This is a genomic window from Pandoraea sp. NE5 (assembly GCF_024363545.1).
GTDB classification, from domain to species: domain Bacteria; phylum Pseudomonadota; class Gammaproteobacteria; order Burkholderiales; family Burkholderiaceae; genus Pandoraea; species Pandoraea cepalis.
On the sequence record NZ_AP025517.1, the window covers coordinates 2690262 to 2707205 of the forward strand.

The 16944-nt window shown below is 63.9% G+C and carries 16 protein-coding genes; 6 read left to right on the forward strand and 10 right to left on the reverse strand.

Features of this window, described 5'->3' with window-relative positions; genetic code table 11:
- Positions 1–13 precede the first annotated feature (13 nt).
- The 4 genes from PanNE5_RS12355 to PanNE5_RS12370 all read right to left on the reverse strand — a co-directional run bounded on the left by PanNE5_RS12355 (position 14) and on the right by PanNE5_RS12370 (position 3658).
- The gene (locus PanNE5_RS12355; protein ID WP_017232795.1) at positions 14–493 is read right to left on the reverse strand and encodes a GNAT family acetyltransferase; all 480 of its coding nucleotides are present in this window, start codon (positions 491–493) and stop codon (positions 14–16) included.
- A complete protein-coding gene (locus PanNE5_RS12360) occupies positions 490–987 on the reverse strand; it encodes a GNAT family N-acetyltransferase (RefSeq protein ID WP_150562643.1) in 498 nt (165 codons plus the stop codon). Before PanNE5_RS12360 ends, PanNE5_RS12355 begins: the two co-directional genes overlap by 4 nt.
- A gap of 83 nt (positions 988–1070) precedes the next feature.
- The gene (locus tag PanNE5_RS12365; protein ID WP_051060096.1) at positions 1071–2303 is read right to left on the reverse strand and encodes an acetylornithine transaminase; all 1233 of its coding nucleotides are present in this window, start codon (positions 2301–2303) and stop codon (positions 1071–1073) included.
- A gap of 320 nt (positions 2304–2623) precedes the next feature.
- Entirely contained in the window at positions 2624–3658 is a 1035-nt protein-coding gene (locus tag PanNE5_RS12370; RefSeq protein WP_261938062.1) for a CDP-6-deoxy-delta-3,4-glucoseen reductase, read from the reverse strand.
- Between the two features lie 15 nt (positions 3659–3673).
- Here PanNE5_RS12370 and PanNE5_RS12375 point away from each other — a divergent pair, with 15 nt between their 5' ends.
- From PanNE5_RS12375 to PanNE5_RS12390, 4 genes are all read left to right on the forward strand, one after another.
- Positions 3674–4744 carry an SDR family NAD(P)-dependent oxidoreductase gene (locus tag PanNE5_RS12375; RefSeq protein ID WP_261938063.1) on the forward strand — a complete coding sequence of 357 codons (1071 nt, stop codon included), beginning with the start codon at positions 3674–3676 and terminating at the stop codon, positions 4742–4744.
- Positions 4745–5304: 560 nt separating this feature from the next.
- Entirely contained in the window at positions 5305–5526 is a 222-nt protein-coding gene (locus PanNE5_RS12380; RefSeq protein WP_174974972.1) for a hypothetical protein, read from the forward strand.
- Positions 5527–5543: 17 nt separating this feature from the next.
- A complete protein-coding gene (locus PanNE5_RS12385) occupies positions 5544–6386 on the forward strand; it encodes a response regulator (protein WP_150562645.1) in 843 nt (280 codons plus the stop codon).
- 2 nt (positions 6387–6388) lie between these two features.
- Entirely contained in the window at positions 6389–7714 is a 1326-nt protein-coding gene (locus PanNE5_RS12390) for an ATP-binding protein (RefSeq protein WP_026131744.1), read from the forward strand.
- Between the two features lie 54 nt (positions 7715–7768).
- Here PanNE5_RS12390 and ppk2 read toward each other — a convergent pair whose 3' ends face one another.
- On the reverse strand, positions 7769–8689 hold the full coding sequence (gene ppk2 / locus PanNE5_RS12395) for a polyphosphate kinase 2 (protein ID WP_017232804.1): 921 nt from the start codon (positions 8687–8689) through the stop codon (positions 7769–7771).
- 332 nt (positions 8690–9021) lie between these two features.
- On the opposite strand from ppk2, the gene PanNE5_RS12400 reads away from it, so the two are divergent.
- Positions 9022–10038: a transporter gene (locus PanNE5_RS12400; protein ID WP_150562646.1), complete on the forward strand. Its 1017-nt coding sequence runs from the start codon at positions 9022–9024 to the stop codon at positions 10036–10038.
- Between the two features lie 37 nt (positions 10039–10075).
- Here the strand turns inward: PanNE5_RS12400 and PanNE5_RS12405 are convergent, their stop codons facing one another.
- From PanNE5_RS12405 to PanNE5_RS12415, 3 genes are all read right to left on the reverse strand, one after another.
- Entirely contained in the window at positions 10076–10492 is a 417-nt protein-coding gene (locus PanNE5_RS12405) for a VOC family protein (protein ID WP_017232806.1), read from the reverse strand.
- Complete coding sequence (locus PanNE5_RS12410) at positions 10489–11046, reverse strand: helix-turn-helix domain-containing protein (protein WP_261938064.1); 558 nt, start codon at positions 11044–11046, stop codon at positions 10489–10491. The genes PanNE5_RS12405 and PanNE5_RS12410 overlap by 4 nt, the downstream gene beginning before the upstream one ends.
- Before the next feature lie 117 nt (positions 11047–11163).
- Positions 11164–12237 (reverse strand): porin, encoded by a 1074-nt coding sequence (locus PanNE5_RS12415; RefSeq protein WP_261938065.1) that lies wholly within the window; start codon positions 12235–12237, stop codon positions 11164–11166.
- A 359-nt stretch (positions 12238–12596) separates the two neighbouring features.
- Between PanNE5_RS12415 and PanNE5_RS12420 the strand changes: the two genes are divergently transcribed.
- On the forward strand, positions 12597–14297 hold the full coding sequence (locus PanNE5_RS12420; RefSeq protein WP_261938066.1) for a sulfatase-like hydrolase/transferase: 1701 nt from the start codon (positions 12597–12599) through the stop codon (positions 14295–14297).
- A 42-nt stretch (positions 14298–14339) separates the two neighbouring features.
- Here the strand turns inward: PanNE5_RS12420 and PanNE5_RS12425 are convergent, their stop codons facing one another.
- On the reverse strand, positions 14340–15590 hold the full coding sequence (locus tag PanNE5_RS12425; RefSeq protein ID WP_198288668.1) for an autotransporter strand-loop-strand O-heptosyltransferase: 1251 nt from the start codon (positions 15588–15590) through the stop codon (positions 14340–14342).
- Positions 15591–15808: 218 nt separating this feature from the next.
- On the reverse strand, positions 15809–16771 hold the full coding sequence (locus tag PanNE5_RS12430) for a LysR family transcriptional regulator (RefSeq protein WP_026131747.1): 963 nt from the start codon (positions 16769–16771) through the stop codon (positions 15809–15811).
- Positions 16772–16944: the final 173 nt, after the last annotated feature.

Below are 16944 nucleotides of genomic sequence, written 5' to 3' on the forward strand. Positions count from 1 at the left end.
CCGTCGAACCGGACTATAGCGATGTCGACGGCGCCGCGCCCGGCGCGAGCGGCAAGCGTTTGCCGAGGCTCACGACATCGTCGGCCGCATAGCCGTGCGCGGTGTAGAACGCCAGCACATCGCGCGATTGCGTGAGCACTTGCAAGTTGAGCTTGAGGCAGCCGCGCTCGGCCAGCGCGCATTCTGCGTGGCGAAGCAGGGCGCTGGCCACGCCGCGACGTCGCAGCGCACGCCCTACCGCCAGGGAGTAGACCCAGCCGCGGTGGCCGTCATACCCGGCCATGACGGTGCCCGCGATTGTCTGCTCGCGTACGGCGACGAAGAACAACCCGTCACGCATGGCAACCTTGTTGGCGATCGAGCGGCGAGGCTCGCGGTGCGGCTTGTCGGCCGAGAGGTATTCGGGAAACGCGTCGCGCCAGAGAGCGAGCACGGCGTCGGTGTCGGCGTCGTCGAAGCCGCGGATATGAATGTCGGCGGGCGGGGCGATCATGGCGCGTCCTGTTGACTGGTGTAGATGTCGGGGCGATGGATCTGCATCATCTTGTTCACCGGGTCGAGCGGTTCGAATCCGTAGCGGGCATAAAGGCCCGCCGCGTCGGTGGTGGCGAGCAGAAAACGCCGCAACCCTTGCAAGGCGGGATGCGCCAGCACGTTCTCGCATAGGCGCTTGCCGATGCCGAGCCCGCGCATCGACGGATCAACGAACACGTCGGCCAGGTAGGCGAACGTTGCACGATCGGTGATCACGCGCGCGAAGCCCACCTGACGCGCCGCGCCGCCTTCAACCTGTGTGGCATAGGCGCCGAAGCACAGAGAGTGCGCGATGGCGCGCATGAGCGTCACGCGTGGGATGTCCTTCGCCCAATAGGTTTGCGTCGCGAGCGCGTGATGGATGAAGCCGATGTCGAGCCGTGCCGGATCGGAAGAAATGTCGACGATGGCGTCGGCGGGCGGTGTCGGGTGCGCGTGACTCAGATCGTTCATTGAGGGTGCCTCCTGTGCGATAGGGTGAGCGCCGCGCCGCCCGGCAGTGCCGGGCCTGTCGCGGCGCGCATCACGTCGATTCGTTAAGCGTGCTTGGCGAGCAGCGTGTCGAGCATCGAGAGCATCTGGTCGATCTCGTCGCGGCTCACGTTGAGTGCGGGCATGAAGCGCAGCAGGTTCGGACGCGCTGCGTTGAGCAGCAGCCCGTCGGGGGTCATCTCACGCGCAGCTTCCACCAGTTGCGGGCCAATGTCGCGCCCGAGCAGCAATGCCCGCAGCAGGCCGGCACCGCGCTCGCCCTCGCCACCGTAACGCGACGACAGGTGCTGCAATCCGGCACTCAGGTAGTCGGCCTGGGCGCGGACGAATTCGAGGAAGCCCGGTGCGCTGACCGTGCGCATGACCGCGAGGCCAACGGCGCACATGAGCGGATTGCCGTTGTACGTGCCGCCCTGATCGCCCGGCTGGAAGACCGCGAATTCGTCGCCGCAGAGCATCGCCGCGAGCGGCACGCCGCCGCCAATGCCTTTGCCGAGCGTCATGATGTCGGGCACGATGCCCGCCTGCTGATGCGAGAAGAGGGTGCCGGTGCGCCCGCAGCCGGTTTGCACTTCATCCACGATCAGCAACAGTCCGCGCGACTTCGTGAGTGTGCGCAGTTCCTTCAAAAACACGTCGGTGGCCGGCACGACACCGGCTTCGCCCTGAATCGGTTCGAGCATCACCGCGACGGTGTCGGGGCCGATGAGGGCTTCGACGGAGGCGATATTGTTCAGTTCGGCCTTCGGGAAGCCCGGCACCTGCGGCGCGAAGATCGTGTCCCAGCCGGGCTTGCCGCTCGCCGACATGGTGGCGAGCGTGCGGCCGTGGAAGGCATCCTTGAACGTGATGATCTCGAAACGAGCACCGCCCGACGGGTTCGGATGTAATTGGCCCCACTTGCGCGCGAGCTTGATCGCACTCTCGTTCGCCTCGGCGCCGCTGTTCGCGAAGAAGACCTTGCCGAGTCCCGAGAGCGTGGCGAGCAGGCCGGCCAGCTCGATCATCGGCACGTTGTAGTACGCGGGACTGGGATTGAGCAGCAACGCGCTTTGTGTGGCGAGCGCATCGCGCATCACCGGATGACAATGGCCGAGGCTGTTGACCGCCCAGCCCTGAATGAAGTCGAGATAGCGCTTGCCCTCGTGGTCATACAGCCAGCCGCCCTTGCCGTGCGTGAACACGAGCTCGGGGCGCGACGTGATGGGCAGCAACGCCTGCGTGGGGAATTCAGCGAACCTGGCGTGGCGTGCCGCCTTGGGGGCGGCGGACGCCATGGGCGATGCAGCGGCGGACGGGTTGGCAAGCGACATGACGGTCTCCGAAGGACGAGGGTGAGCGAGACGGAACAATAAAAAAAGCCACGGGGGTTGCCCGTGGCTTCGCTGTGCTTGAGAACCTGCGAGTTATCGCAGTCGATAGCGTGCCGCGCGGCATCCCGGTTGGGGCAGCGTATGGCGACGTCGGATCGAGGCGATGGCAATCAGGTTCATGTCGGCAAGCATAAGTCGGTGACGCGGCGCTTGTCAAAGGGTTCGCGCGCACTGTGGCGTGCGCGCCGCGTGGCGCCCGGTCAGCATCACTCGATTCGTGCGGCTCACAGACCGCCACCCGGGTTGTCGGCCTCGGTGGTGAACGCATCGGCGAAGAATGCCGCGTCGGGCAGGTGGTAATGCGCGATGAAGTCGCGGCGCGCCGATTCCACCATCACGGGGGCCCCGCAGGCGTAGATCTCGTACTCCGACAGATCCGGCAAGTCTTCCACCACGGCACGATGCACGAACCCTGTGCGGCCTTGCCACTGGTCTTCCGGTGCGGCGTCGGAGAGCACCGGCACGAACTTGAAGCCGGGAATCTCGCGCGCCCATTGTTCGGCCAGCTCGCGCAGGTAAATGTCCTTCAACTGTCGCGCGCCCCAGTACAGGGTCATGGGGCGCTTCAGTCCCTTGTGCACCGCATGTTCGACGATGGCCTTGATCGGCGCGAAACCGGTGCCCGACGCGAGCAGCACGATCGGCTTGTCGGTGTCTTCGCGCAGGAAAAACGTGCCGAGCGGGCCTTCGAAGCGCAGGATTTCGCGTTCCTTCATTTGAGTGAAGACGTGGTCGGTGAACACACCGCCGGGCATGTGACGCAGGTGAAGCTCAAGGAAACCTTCTTCGTGCGGCGCGGTGGCCATCGAGTAGCTGCGACGCTTGCCGTCTTTCAGAATGAACTCGATGTACTGCCCGGCGAGATATTGAAAGCGCTCATTGGCAGGCAGTTGCAGGCGCATGACGATGACGTCGTCGGCACGGCGCTCCAGCGCGTTCACGCGGCAGGGCAGGCGCTTGACCGGGATGTCGCCGAAGCCTTTGACTTCGCGCGATTCGATGACGAGGTCGCCCTTGGCATGGGCGCAGCAAAGCAGCGCAAAACCGCGTGTTTCTTCGTCCTTCGAAAGGGCTGAGCTGGAATGCGCGCCGTGCTCGACGTTGCCCTCGACCAGCTTGGCCTTGCAGGACCCGCAACCGCCGTTTTTGCACCCGTAAGGCAGGCCGACGCCCTGACGCAGCGCAGCGCTGAGTACGGCCTCGCCGTCTTCGACCTGGAACTCGCGCCCGCTCGGCACGAGGGTAACGTTGTAAGCCATACTACAATCCGAAAAATGAATAAATCGTCAAAACCCTTCGGTCGCCCGCGCCTGCTGGTGGTGGGCTGCGGCGACGTCGGCATGCGCGCGCTGCCGGCCCTCGTCAAACGCTTTCGTGTCTTTGCGGTCACGTCGAGCGATGCTCGCCATGCGGCATTGCGCGCGGCGGGGGCCGTGCCCGTTGTCGCCAACCTGGACGACGCGGCAAGCCTGCATCGCATCGGCCGATTGGCGCCGCGAGTGTTGCATCTCGCCCCGCCCACCGGGGTTGCCGGCAGCGGCACTCTGGACCGGCGAACTCGCCGTTTGCGCGCAGCGCTCGCCCAGCCGCCCAAGCCCACAATTGTACCCGAGGGAGGGCGGCGCGCCTTGTCGCGCCTGCCTCGAGCGCCGCGTCGCATTCTCGTCTACGCGAGCACCAGCGGCGTATATGGCGACTGCGGCGGCGCCCATGTGGATGAAACGCGCACACCGCGGCCGCGATCGCCGCGTGGCCAGCGTCGTGTGGACGCGGAGCGCACGGTGCGCACGCTCGGCCGACCGTCGCGGCACGGGCATGACGTGCATCGTGTGCTGGCGGCTGGGCCGGCACGCGCCCGTGCGACATCGGTGAGCGCCACGCCAGCCGTCTGGCGTTTCACCGAGCGTGCGCGCGTGCCGTGGCGAACGACGCTCGTACGCATTCCGGGGATTTACGCGGCGGATCGTCTTCCGGTCACGCGTTTGCAGAAGGGCACCCCGGCGCTACAGGCGTCCGACGACGTTTTCACCAACCATATTCATGCCGACGATCTCGCGGCGATCCTGGTGCGGGCGATGTGGCGCGGCAAGCCACAGCGCATCGTGCATGCGAGCGACGACACCGAATGGCGCATGGGTGAGTATTTCGACCATGTGGCCGACGCCTTGGGGCTGCCCCGGCCGCCGCGGATTTCGCGGGACGAGGCGCAGCGCGTGCTGGAGCCGACGCTGCTGTCGTTCATGTCGGAGTCGCGACGGCTCGCCAACACGCGGCTCAAGCGCGAACTGGGCTACCGGTTGAAGTATCCCGATGTGGCGGCGCTGCTCGTCACGCTCTCCCGCTGATCGATTCGCGATCCTGATTGAACGAGCTGTCGCCCACGGTTTGACGTTGTTGAGGCCACGACGCCAGTTCGATTCGTGCATGGCAGCGCCGAGCGGGAAGATCGGCAACGGCAGGAGAAATGTGGAGATGCGGATCGGGGTCAACGTTGCGCGTTGCCATCGGCACAATCGCCCGCGAGCAGGGGGGCGGCGGTTGCGATAGCCCAGCCGGGCAGGGGGCTGGGGGCGTTGGTGAGCAGGGTGGGACGCACAGCGGAGCGCGTCGCCACGCGGCTGCACAATGTGAAGATCGCACGCGCTGCGCGACCTCCGATGTCAATCGCGGCCTCGGCGTGCCCTCACTAAATTCGCTATAATTTACTTCTATGTCGGCTAACCTCGGTGAATTGTCGATATTTGTGCGCGCCAATCAAGGGCGACGCCGATGATGGACATCGACGCACCTTTCCAATCCTTTCTGAAATAAGGATTGAGCTGCATTTTGTAAGATGCTTCGGCCAATGCCGGTCTGGATGAACGCACACACTTCGGTGCATCTCGACACCAAGGGAGCACACGACATGACCACAGGCATAGGCGCGCCGGGTTCGGCGCTACATCGCGCCTGGCGTTTGCCGGGGCAGGGACCTGCCGCGACGCTCGGCACACGTCGCGCGTCGCCGGCGCCGGATCGATTTACGAATGCGCTGCGGGCGCTGTCCACGACCTCGGCGCCGTCTGCGGTGACGCAAGACAGTGCCGTGACACTGTCGCACGCCGCGAGCGCCCGGCGTCAAACTTAAACCACCGAGAGAATTTCATGAGTCTGCATGTTCTGCTGGTCGACGACGATCCTGTCGTTCGCGACCTCTTGCGCGAATTGCTGCATGCCAACGGCATGCAGGTCTCGGTGCTGCACAACGGGGCCTCGCTGCTGCGCCGGCTCGAACTCGAGCGGCCGTCGGTGATTCTGCTCGACATCATGATGCCGGAGCGTGACGGCTTGCGGGCGTTGCAGGATTTGCGCGCGGCCGGCGAAGACATCCCGGTGATCATGCTCTCGGCGCGTGGCGGGCCGCTCGACCGGGCGCTCGGGCTGGAACTGGGCGCCGACGACTATCTGGCCAAGCCGTTCGATCCGCGTGAGTTGCTCGCGCGGATTCACGCTGTGCTGCGCCGCCGCGGGCCGGTGGCCGCCAGCGCCCCCGACGCGCGCGCCCCGTACCGCTTCGGTCCGTTTGAACTCGATTACTCGCTGCGCACGTTGCAGCGCGAAGGCGAGCGTTTACCGCTGCGCGATACCGAGTTCGCCATGCTCAAGGCGTTCACGCAGCACCCCATGCAGGTGCTCCCGCGCGTCAAGCTGCACGCCATGCTCTATGGCGACGGCATCACGTTTCGCGATCGCAGCCTGGACGTGCCGGTGTGGCGTCTGCGACGGCTCGTCGAGGCCGATCCGTCCGAGCCTCGCTATATCCAGACGATTCGCAGCAAGGGTTACGTCTTCGTGCCGGGCGGCGAATTGTCCGATGGCGCGACGCCGGACTCGCGTGAGCGATCCAGGGCTGGCGGCGTAGGCAGTCAAGACGACGGGCGGGCGCTCGCTTCGCCCGCGCCAGTGGTCAAGCGTACGGTGCGCGGCTGGCGGGAGTCGGCGGCGTGACAATGCGTTGGCGGCTGCGCGACTCGCTCTTCGCGCGCATGGCAGGGCTAGGCATTGCCGTCCTGCTGGTGATGCATCTCGTGTGGAGTGCGTTGGTTTTCTATCAGCGTCCGCGTCAGCAGGTGGACGGATTTGCGCGCGGCCTGCTCATTGCCATCCAGAGCGTGGATCAACGCGCAGTGGACCCCGGCAGCCTCGCGCCGCCGCATGGCCTGCGTCGCGTGCCGCTGACGCGGGCGCCAGCGTTCGCCGATCGCGCAGACGACACACGCACCGCGCGCCTGCGCAGCGAATTGCTCGCGCGCTTGCCGGCCGGCACGCAGCTGCATCTGGTCGACGAGCGCAAGCAGGGTAGTTTGTGGGTCTTGCTGCCCCAACGCAGCGAGTGGATCGTCATCGGATTAGATTTGCCGCCGATGCCACCCTTCGTGCGCGAGACGGTCGGTATTCTGATCGGCGCGGTATTGCTGGCGTTGCTGGTGGCCTGGCAGATGCAGCGCCCGATTGCGCGCGTCGCCCACGCCGCGCGCGTGATCGCGCGTGGACGTCGTCCCGCCTTGTTGCCCGAGCAAGGGCCGCATGAGTTGCGCGACCTCACGCACGCCTTCAACGACATGGCCAAGCGCCTGGCCGAAGCGGAGGACAACCAGGCGATCATGCTGGCGGGCATTGCCCATGACTTGAAATCGCCGCTCACGCGTTTGCGTCTTCGCGCCGATTTGATCGACAGCGACAGCTCGCGCGACGGGTTTGTGCGCGACATCGCGTCCATCGATCACATCGTCCAGCAGTTCCTCGCCTACGCTCGCGACGAACCCGATACGAGTCCGCTTGTGGGCGTCGATGCGTTCTTGCGCGAACAGTTTCCGGCGCAGGGGGGCGACGAAGCCACGGCATCCTCGGCCACGGCGACCGAGTTGGCCGAGAGCGCGCCGCTGTTCGCCAGCCATTTGCGCGCGGGCCCGGCGTTCCAGTTGCCGCGCACGTTGCTCGACCGCGTCATGATGAATCTCGTCGACAACGCCCTCGAGCACGGCGCGCCGCCCGTGCGTCTGGCGACGTGGTGCGAGGGCGCGGTGGGCTGTATCGAGGTGAGCGACTGCGGGGAGGGGATTCCGGACGATCAGGTGGCGCTGGCGATGCGTCCGTTCGTGCGGCTCGACGCCTCGCGTGGTGGCGAGGGCCATTGCGGACTCGGTCTGTCGCTGGTGGCGCGGTTGGTCGAGGGGCTGGGCGGCGCCGTGCGTCTGGCGAGGTCGCCGGACGGCGGCCTTCGTGTCACGCTGCGCTTGCCCGTGACGCCTGCACCTGGGCTTACCGGCGGCTGAGATGATGCCTCAGGCGGCGTGCTGCCGCGCTGAGCCGCCATCGCGCCAGGCGCGTCAGTAGACCTCCGGCACGATCATTTCATCCGGCACCGGGTGACGCATATAGTCTTCGCTGCGGGCGCGTTCGGGCAATATCACCGACGAGCGCTCCACGTCGTGATACGGCACTTGCGCGAGCAAGTGATGCATGCAATTCAGGCGCGCGCGCTTCTTGTCGTCGGCCTGCACGACCCACCAGGGGGCTTCCGGAATGTGCGTGCGCTCGAGCATCACTTCCTTGGCGCGCGTGTAACTTTCCCAGCGACGGCGGCTTTCCAAGTCCATCGGACTGAGCTTCCATTGCTTCAGCGGGTCCTGAATCCGTGCGAGGAAGCGCGCCTCCTGTTCATCGTCCGAGATCGAGAACCAGTACTTCACGATCTGGATACCGCTGCGAACGAGCATCTTCTCGAACTCGGGCACCGAGCGGAAGAATTCTTCGTATTCGCTCTCGGTGCAGAACCCCATCACGTGCTCCACGCCGGCGCGGTTATACCAGCTGCGGTCGAACAGCACGATTTCGCCGGCGGCGGGCAGATGCTGAACGTAGCGCTGGAAATACCACTGCGTGCGTTCGCGGTCGTTCGGGGCGGGCAGGGCGGCCACGCGGCACACGCGAGGGTTCAGCCGTTGGGTGATGCGCTTGATCGCGCCGCCCTTGCCGGCCGCATCGCGGCCTTCGAAGATCACCACGAGCCGGTGGCGGCTGCGGATCACCCAATCCTGCAATTTGACGAGTTCGCCCTGCAGACGAAACAGTTCGCTGAAATAGTGCAGGCGGTCGCTGCGGGCCTCGGCGCTCAGGTCATTCAGCCCGGGCAGACGAAGATCGTCGATCTCCATCTCGATCTCTTCATCGTAGCTGTCGATCAGGTCATCCTGGAGGCGGCGCGCAAGCGAGGCGTCGCGGTCGGCATCGGAATCGAATTGGGTCATGGCGACGGACTCTTACGGACCAAAAAAATACGGAAGGCACCCGTCCAGCGTGGGTGAAGACAGGCCGGCACACGGCGCAGTCCCGCGTGCAGGGCGCACCCGAGAGTGAGCCAAAGTCTGCGACGATTTTATGACATTAGCATGGCGCGGACGAACGCCGCGCCAAGGCGTTTGCGTTCCGCCTCGCCCGGTGGGCGAAAGCGGCGTTGACAGGCGGTGTGCGAGGTGTGTGCGTTGTCACAAAAAAGCCATGTGACGGGGCCATGATGTCAGGTCGGCCCGCGCTGACGTACGGGTCACGCCGCCCCCACTTTCGCCTACACACCGCGCGCATGTTCGCCGACTTGGTTCACAACGCTTATGGCTGCGATCAGGCGGGTCTGATCTATGGCTATCGATTCACCGACGGCACCTCGCCTGAGCCCATCGATTCGGGCGAGGCCCTCGCGTGGCTGGCGCAGGGCGAGCGTGCGCCCGGCTTCCTGTGGCTGCATTTCAACTTCGCGCATGCCGCGTGCGAGCGGTGGCTGCAGCAGCATCTGCGCTTGCCGGACGAATTCTACGAGCATCTGAGCGAAGGTTCGCGCTCGACTCGCATCGAACATTCCGACGACTGGCTGCTGGCCGTCATCAACGATGTGATTTTCGCGTTCGACATTGCGCAGTCGGAGATTTCAACGCTGCGTGTCGCGGCCAATGCCCGGCTGCTGGTCACGGGCCGGGTGAAGCCGCTGCGATCCATCGATAAGTTGCGCGCATCGGTCAAACGTGGCGAAGCCTTCCGTTCGCCGCTGGCGTTGCTGGTGCATTTGCTGCGCGATCAGGCGGATGTGCTCGAACGCATCGTGCGCGAGACGAGCGGGCGCGTGGATACGGTGGAAGACCGGCTATTGCAGCAGCGTATCGAGAGCAATCGCGCCGATCTGGGGTCGTTGCGCCGGGTGCTCGTTCGCTTGCAGCGATTGCTGGCACCGGAGCCGGCGGCGCTTTTTCGTCTGCTGAGCCGTCCTCCGCCCTGGGGGCATGTCGAGGACGTGCAGGAGTTTCGTCAGGCAACCGAAGAATTTGCCGTCGTGCTCAATGACTTGTCGGCCTTGCTGGAGCGAATCAAGCTGCTGCAGGAAGAGATTGCGGCAATGGTCAGCGAGCGCACCGAGCGCACGATCTACACGCTCACCGTCGTGACCGTGCTCGCCTTGCCCATCAACATCGTGGCGGGTTTCTTCGGCATGAACGTGGGCGGTATACCGCTGGCGGATCACCCGCACGGCTTCTGGGTTCTGGTCGCGATTGTCGCCACGGGGACCGCCGCCGCTGGCGGATGGGCGTTTCGGCGGCGGCCGGATTGATGGTGTCACGTCGAACCGCGACGCCAACACGGGCGGCTCATTGACCGTCCGGCGCGGCTTGAATCATCTTCCATCCGTTGCCGGCCGGGTCGCGAAAGCCCGCGTCGACACTGCCGTAGCGCTCGACCGGCGCCTGCGTGAACTCGACGCCGCCGGCTTTCAGTCTGGCGTAGCTTTCCTGGCAGTCCGATACGTGAAGTACCAGTGGCGGCATGGCACCCTTGGCGACCATCGCCCGCAACGTTTGCGCGGTCGCGTCATCGTGGATGGGCGGGCCAGGGGTGAACAGGCCGAGCTGGAACGAGGGCTGGTCCGGATGCTGGACTGTCAGCCAACGGTACGGCCCGTTGCGCACGTCTGTGTGAACACGGAATCCGAGCTTCTCGACGTAAAACGCGAGGGCTTCATCCTGATCGTCGACGTACACACCGACCACTTGAATGCCTGGCTTCATAAGACCTCCTTGGTTGATGGAGGGACTGTACCTTGGGTTGCGCGGCGGCGCTTCTCCAAAACTGCGATCTTGAGATCGGGCCGCTGCGCCGCTTTCAGGACGCATGCGGGAACACGATCCAGGCAGTTGGGCGCAGTGGTCCGTGCCGACGCTCGGACGGCGCTCGGGCTTTGTCCATTGATGTCGCGAAAGATGCGGCCGAACGTGCCTACGCTCTCCCAGCCGGTGGCGAAGGCAATGTCGGTGATGCTCAGATCGGTGTCGCGCAACAGCGTGTTGGCCTGCTCGATGCGCCGTGTCAGCAGGTAGCGATGCGGAGGAATACCGAAGGCTCGCTTGAACGAGCGCGCGAAGTGCGCTTCGGAAGTGCCGCTGATCGCGGCCAGGCGCTTGACGGGCCAGGCCTCGTGCGAGGCCGAGTCCATGCGGTCTTTGGCGCGCAGCAGACGCCGCAGCAAGGCCGGGTCTTCCAACGGCGCGGTGTCGGCCGATTCGGCGCACGGGGTCGAAGACGGGGTCGGTATCGAGTCACGACGGCATTCGCGAGGGGCCATGAGTTCCAACGGCGCAGACGAGATCCGCCTAGTTTAGGCGAAACAAGGGGGGGCGGGTATGGCCATGTGCGCAAGGGGCGGCGGCGGGCGCCGCCGGAGGCCGAATTCCTGATGTCTTCAGAACGTATGGTGCATGCCGCTCAGCACAAGCACCTGATTTTCATTGCTTGATGCCCCCGCGATCGACAGATACGCCTTTGTTCCGGCGTTGGTGTGCTCGCACAGCGCTTGCAGATACAGTTGCGTCGACTTGGACAGCGAGTAGATGTATCCCACCTCGACCTGCGACCATCGGTGACCGGACATCGTCGTCGTCGCAACGCCTCCAGTCACTTGATTGGAGCGCGTTAGCTGGTACTCGGCACCGGCTTCGTAGCTCTGATACACGTCTGAGGCAACGCCTTTTTTAAGGCGAACGCGCGTGTAAAGCCCGTGAACGCGAAGATTGCCGAATGTGTACAGAAGGCCTGCACCGAATGTCTGCGAATGGTCTGCAACGTATGCAGAAGCTGCGCTTCCTTGAAATGTGGTGAGACCTGTTGCCGCCACGCCAAAGGCGCGATTGTGCTGGTTGGAGAAAATGGCTGCCGTTTTAAGATTCCCGGACGCGAAATCGACGCCGATGCTGAAGGTGTTGCCGAAGCCGAAATTGGCCGTATTGCCAAGGCCGAACACCGAACTCGCGGAGAGGCCGTGATAGTTCGCAGAACGATACTTGATCGCATTGTCGATCGATGACGTCGCCGAGTTTGCGAGATTGTCGATATTGCCAGGATGGAACGCGTTCCATGACTGTGCGAGATAGGCGTTACTGAGCGGGGTGAGCAAATCGAAGTTAAGAGAACTTTGGTGCCCGACGGTAAGGGTGCCGGTGGTCGGCGAGGCGAGTCCCACGTATGCCTGGCGATTCCACATGGTTCCGCTTGAGACGGAAGTTCCGGTGCCTGTGAAAAAACCGTTCTCCAGTCGAAAAACGGTATGTAGGCCACCCCCGAGATCTTCAACGCCTCTGAACCCCCATCGATCCGGCTGCATATTGCTCTGATTGAATTTGAACAGGGCACTGCCCGCGCTGTTACTGACATAAGCGCCCCCTGCATCCAAGCTCCCGTACATCGTGACACCAGTTTGCGCCGAGACATTGCCGGCGAGTGAGCACATCAGTAATCCAGTTGCGATCGAGACCTTCATATTTCCCCGTCGATTCGAAACGGAAGTCCGGACAAATCGAGACTTCGTTAGTTAGTCGAGATGGTGTTGTTAAATGTTCAAATATGAACATGTAGAACAAAATTTGAGATTTCGAGGCGGATGGTTACATACTCAAAATTTCCGAGATGCTAGTGATTTCACCAGTAGCGAAAGGGGAGGTCGTGATGGCTACAATTTCTCATTCGTGAATCAATGTTTCGTATGTAAAACAAAGGAAGCAAATGGATACTCGGAGCACGACAGAGACCGATGCCGATTTACGGCCGGAGGGTGAGCGCCGCCGCGCGTTCCTGAAGACGACGGGAGCCGCACTTCTGTCCACATCGATCAGCAATCTCGTGCCTGCGACCGCCGCTCCGACGCAGCACATTGCAAAATCTCCTCCGGCCTCGCCACCGACGGGTTACAACGTTCTGTTCATCCTCGTCGACCAGGAACGTTACTTCGACGAGTGGCCGATGCCGGTGCCTGGACGAGAAAAGTTGAAGCGGCGCGGGATTTCGTTCGTCAATCACCAGATCGCGTCGTGTGTGTGTTCGCCGTCAAGATCGAACATCTACACGGGCCGCCATATGCAGCACACCGGTATCTTCGACAATGCGGGACTGCCATGGCAACCCGATCTGGGGCAGGACGTCCGCACGGTCGGGCATATGATGAAAGATGCCGGCTATCACTCAGCGTACTTCGGCAAATGGCATCTCAGCGCGACCATGCATGAGTCGCGCAGCCCTTACGATGCCCCCGTCGCGGATTATGCGAAGACGATGCGGGTATATGGCTTTGACGATTACTTTGGCGTGGGCGATCTTGTCGGGGCCGCTCATGGTGGCTATATGTACGATGGCACGACGACCGAGGCGGCGGTGACATGGCTTCGGAATCGCCGACCGAACGCGAGCACCTCCGAAACGTCAGCCAAGCCTTGGTTTCTCGCGGTCAATCTGGTGAATCCGCACGACGCGATGTGGTTCGACCCTGCACCGAGCGACAAAGGGCATGCGGGGTTGCTGCCTACCCGCGGCGCGCCAAACGACAAGCTGTATGAAACGCCATGGCGAAATGTGCCACTACCGCCGTCGCGCAAGCAACCACTGAACGGTCAGGGGCGACCGGCAGCCCATGCCATGTACGGCGCGGCGCACGCAGCGCTGATCGGCAGGTTCGACTTCAGCGACAGGAGTGTCGGCCTCTATCAAGACAATTACTTGAATTGCATTCGCGATTGCGATCGGCACGTCGCACGGATTCTGGAAGAATTGGACAACCTCGGCATTGCCGACCAGACCGTCGTGATCCTGACGTCAGATCATGGGGAGCTTGGCGGATACCATCAAATGATTGACAAGGGGGCGAACGCCTACCGCCAACAAAACCATGTGCCATTCATCGTCGCGCACCCGGCATACGAAGGTGGGAAACAATGCTCGGCCATCACATCGCACGTCGACATAGCGCCCACGTTGCTGGCGTTGGCCGGGTTGCCGGAGGAAAAGGTGCGCGCCATCGCGGGAAAAGCATCGGTCGGCCGCAGTTTCGCGCATCTGTTGAAGGCGCCGGACACGGCGCCCGTGGACGCCGTTCGTCCTGCAGCGCTGTTCAACTACGCGATGCTGCTGTATTACGACAGCGAATGGATGCTCGCGGAGTTCAACACCATGCGGCAACGCGGTGTGCCGCCGCAGGAGATGCATCGACGCGCATGCGCCATGCAACCCAATCTAACGCTCAGGGGGGCGATACGGAGTGTATTTGACGGTCGTTATCGTTTCAGCCGGTATTTTGCGTTGTCGGATTTCAATCGTCCGACGACATTGGATGCGTTGATGCAACACAACGATCTGGAGCTTTACGATCTTCAATCGGACCCGGACGAAATGAATAATCTGGCGTCGCAGCCGGGGCGATATGGGACCGAGCTGCTTGCGATGAACGGCAAACTGAATGCCCTTATCGACGCGGAAGTCGGCGAGGACGCCCTAAGCAGTCTGCCGTTCATCGACAACCGGTTGCAATTCAATTTCCGGAAACATTCATAGCGAGGCGCTACCGGTGGGGGCGACTTGGCGCAAGCGCTTCCTTTACCCCGGCACGCGATCCAGCGCGGCCAACACATCTTCCGGGCGAATCTCCCGCGTGCACTCGAACGCGCGCGGCGTGTCGCGATGCCGTGGGCACCAGTGAAAGTCGTCGTGGTTGAAGCGCAGCGCCGGGTCGTGCCAGCAGCCGGTGCAGACGTCGCGCGCACTCACCCGGTAGGGCGTGGCGAACTCGTTGTGCGGCAGGGTGAAACCCGAGATCAGCACCGTAGGCGTGCCCATCGTCCAAGCGAGCCACGACAGTCCGCTCGACAAGCCGATAAAGGCACTCGCGTGCATCAGCCAGCGCGCGCGTTCGGTCAACGGCAGGTCGCCCGTGGCATCGATCGCGCCCGCCGGGATCGACTGCCAGAAATCCCCCTTGCCGTGCCGCGCCTTCTGATCGATGCACACGACCTGCATACCGCGTTCTCGCAGTCCGGCCACCACCGCATCCCATCCCCCCGGCCGATTCCAGTATTTGCATTGCGCGGTACTTTGCACGGCGATGCAGACGTAAGGTGCCGCCATCGGCCGCGACGCGTCCGGCAGCACCGTCTTCGCGCGCGCCTCGGCATCGTCTACGCCAAGAATGTGCGCCGCGGTGCGATGTAGCCCTGTCGCGCGGAAGTCGCGCGGTTGTTTCACGCGTGCCACGTCGTCGAAAAACAGGCCGATGTTGTACGTCGCGTAATACTTGCGTCGCTCCACCTTGTCCTGCGGGACGAAATCGACGTCCGGATACGCGTCGCGGAACAGCGACGCCACGGCCGGGGTAACGACACAGGCCAGACGGCACCCGTGCACTTGTGCAAAACGCAGCGCATAAGGCAGCCAGCCGAGCACATCGCCCAGGGCGGCCAATGGAAACTGGACCAGTACCGCCTGCTCGCGTGCATCGTAACGATGCGCAAAGACCTCCACGTCGTTCAGCCAGATCGTGATGCCATAGCGCACAAAATACTTGGCCGGGCTGCGCACGACGCCCGAGGAGAGGGAGACATCGGCCAGCGTGCTGTCGTCTCGCAGGTCGCTGATCCGCACGCGCCACGGCAGCGGCTGACCGAAATCGGGAATGACCACGCGTGCGCCGTCATTGAAATCGAAGCGCAGGCCGGCCGGGCCGACTTGCGTGGGCAGCAGGGCCGGCGACAGGAAAATCTGGTGCGGTGAGGGCGCAAACGGCGTGACTGCCGGCGAAGGGTCGGCGGGTGCAGTATCGGAGTGAGGCGGGGCGGGCATGGCATGGGTCATGCCCGACACCATACGCCGGACATAGCGCGAGCGATTGCGCGGCGAACGAGCGGAAAAGGGTCTATTTCTGGAAATTGGCTGGTTTTGGCGTCCAAAGGCCTTTCAGACCCTTTCGGTAATCCGTCCGGCAACGGGCCCGCAGACCCATTCGACGACGCCAAGCCCGGTCCATGGCGCCACTCGAACGCAACCGTAACCGGGGCCGCAGCGGCAAACGCTCATGCCGCGCCAGCCACCACCTGGTACTGCGCGCGCAGCGCCTGCGTGAACAGACGATGCGTCTCGCGCGGATTTTCCCGGCGCGTGAACATCGCCACCGGCGGCAGCGTCCATGTGAGCGACCAGGGTACGATCGCCACGCCGGCGATACGCACCAGCTCCTCGGCAATGTCTGCCGGCAACAGCGACACCGCGCGCTCGCTGCTGGCGAGCAACTCCCCCGTCAGCCGCGACGAGAAGCTCTCGACCACCGGCACCGGCGGTACCACGCCCGCGTGCAGGAACAGATCGGATAACTGGTCGCGCATCGGTGTGTGGGGCGCGCCCATCACCCAGTCGAGTTCGGCGAGCTGCGCCCACACCGGGGCGCTTCGTCCGAGCCGGGCGGCCAGACGGCGGTTGGCGACAACGCGCGGCATCTGGTGATGCAGCACTTCGAATTGCACCTGTGTCAGGTCGAGGCCGGCGCCCGCGCGTCCGATCACCACGTCGAGCGAGTGGTCGCGCAGTTGCGCCATCAGTGATTCGCTGGTGCCTTCATGGAGGGTGACGGTCAGTCGCTGGGGGATCTCGGCGAGCGTTTGCTGAATCGCGGCAGCCAGCGTCTTGCCGGAGATGTAGGGAATCACGCCCACCTGCAGTCGCGCCGCGTGTCCGGCCATCACGGCCTCGATGTCGCGGGTCAGGTGATCCAGGTCGTGCACCATCGCTTGCGCACGGGCGAGAACGACGTCGCCGAGCGGCGTGGGCGTCATGCCGCGCGGCGTGCGGTCGAACAGCGGGCCACCGAGCATGCTTTCCAGCTCCGCGAGGGCACTGGTGACCGCCGGCTGACTCGTCGCCATATGTTCGGCCACTCGCGTGAGCGAGCCGTGCTGCTGAATTTGCAGCAGCAGCACGAGATGACGCATCTTGAGCCGAGTGGTCAACCGCCGGACCACTTCCCCCGTGTCGAAAGGCACCGCCCCCATCTGTCCCCAATCCCCTGAAACCCCCGATGCTCCGGGCTTATAACGAAAACATGATGCCCCCATAGTAATTCAGAATCGTCCCCCGCTGGCGGCTGCCTAGAATGGCCTCACCTCTGATGCGCCAGGGCGGTAACCGTCTCCAGAATGGTCCGCGGCGCAAGGCA

Bases quoted from the DNA above. Each gene is read 5' to 3' on its own strand.
- PanNE5_RS12355 (WP_017232795.1), bottom strand. From the start codon at position 493: ATGATCGCCCCGCCCGCCGACATTCATATCCGCGGCTTCGACGACGCC.
- PanNE5_RS12360 (WP_150562643.1), bottom strand. From the start codon at position 987: ATGAACGATCTGAGTCACGCGCACCCGACACCGCCCGCCGACGCCATC.
- PanNE5_RS12365 (WP_051060096.1), bottom strand. From the start codon at position 2,303: ATGGCGTCCGCCGCCCCCAAGGCGGCACGCCACGCCAGGTTCGCTGAA.
- PanNE5_RS12370 (WP_261938062.1), bottom strand. From the start codon at position 3,658: ATGGCTTACAACGTTACCCTCGTGCCGAGCGGGCGCGAGTTCCAGGTC.
- PanNE5_RS12375 (WP_261938063.1), top strand. From the start codon at position 3,674: ATGAATAAATCGTCAAAACCCTTCGGTCGCCCGCGCCTGCTGGTGGTG.
- PanNE5_RS12380 (WP_174974972.1), top strand. From the start codon at position 5,305: ATGACCACAGGCATAGGCGCGCCGGGTTCGGCGCTACATCGCGCCTGG.
- PanNE5_RS12385 (WP_150562645.1), top strand. From the start codon at position 5,544: ATGAGTCTGCATGTTCTGCTGGTCGACGACGATCCTGTCGTTCGCGAC.
- PanNE5_RS12390 (WP_026131744.1), top strand. From the start codon at position 6,389: ATGCGTTGGCGGCTGCGCGACTCGCTCTTCGCGCGCATGGCAGGGCTA.
- ppk2 (WP_017232804.1), bottom strand. From the start codon at position 8,689: ATGACCCAATTCGATTCCGATGCCGACCGCGACGCCTCGCTTGCGCGC.
- PanNE5_RS12400 (WP_150562646.1), top strand. From the start codon at position 9,022: ATGTTCGCCGACTTGGTTCACAACGCTTATGGCTGCGATCAGGCGGGT.
- PanNE5_RS12405 (WP_017232806.1), bottom strand. From the start codon at position 10,492: ATGAAGCCAGGCATTCAAGTGGTCGGTGTGTACGTCGACGATCAGGAT.
- PanNE5_RS12410 (WP_261938064.1), bottom strand. From the start codon at position 11,046: ATGGCCCCTCGCGAATGCCGTCGTGACTCGATACCGACCCCGTCTTCG.
- PanNE5_RS12415 (WP_261938065.1), bottom strand. From the start codon at position 12,237: ATGAAGGTCTCGATCGCAACTGGATTACTGATGTGCTCACTCGCCGGC.
- PanNE5_RS12425 (WP_198288668.1), bottom strand. From the start codon at position 15,590: ATGACCCATGCCATGCCCGCCCCGCCTCACTCCGATACTGCACCCGCC.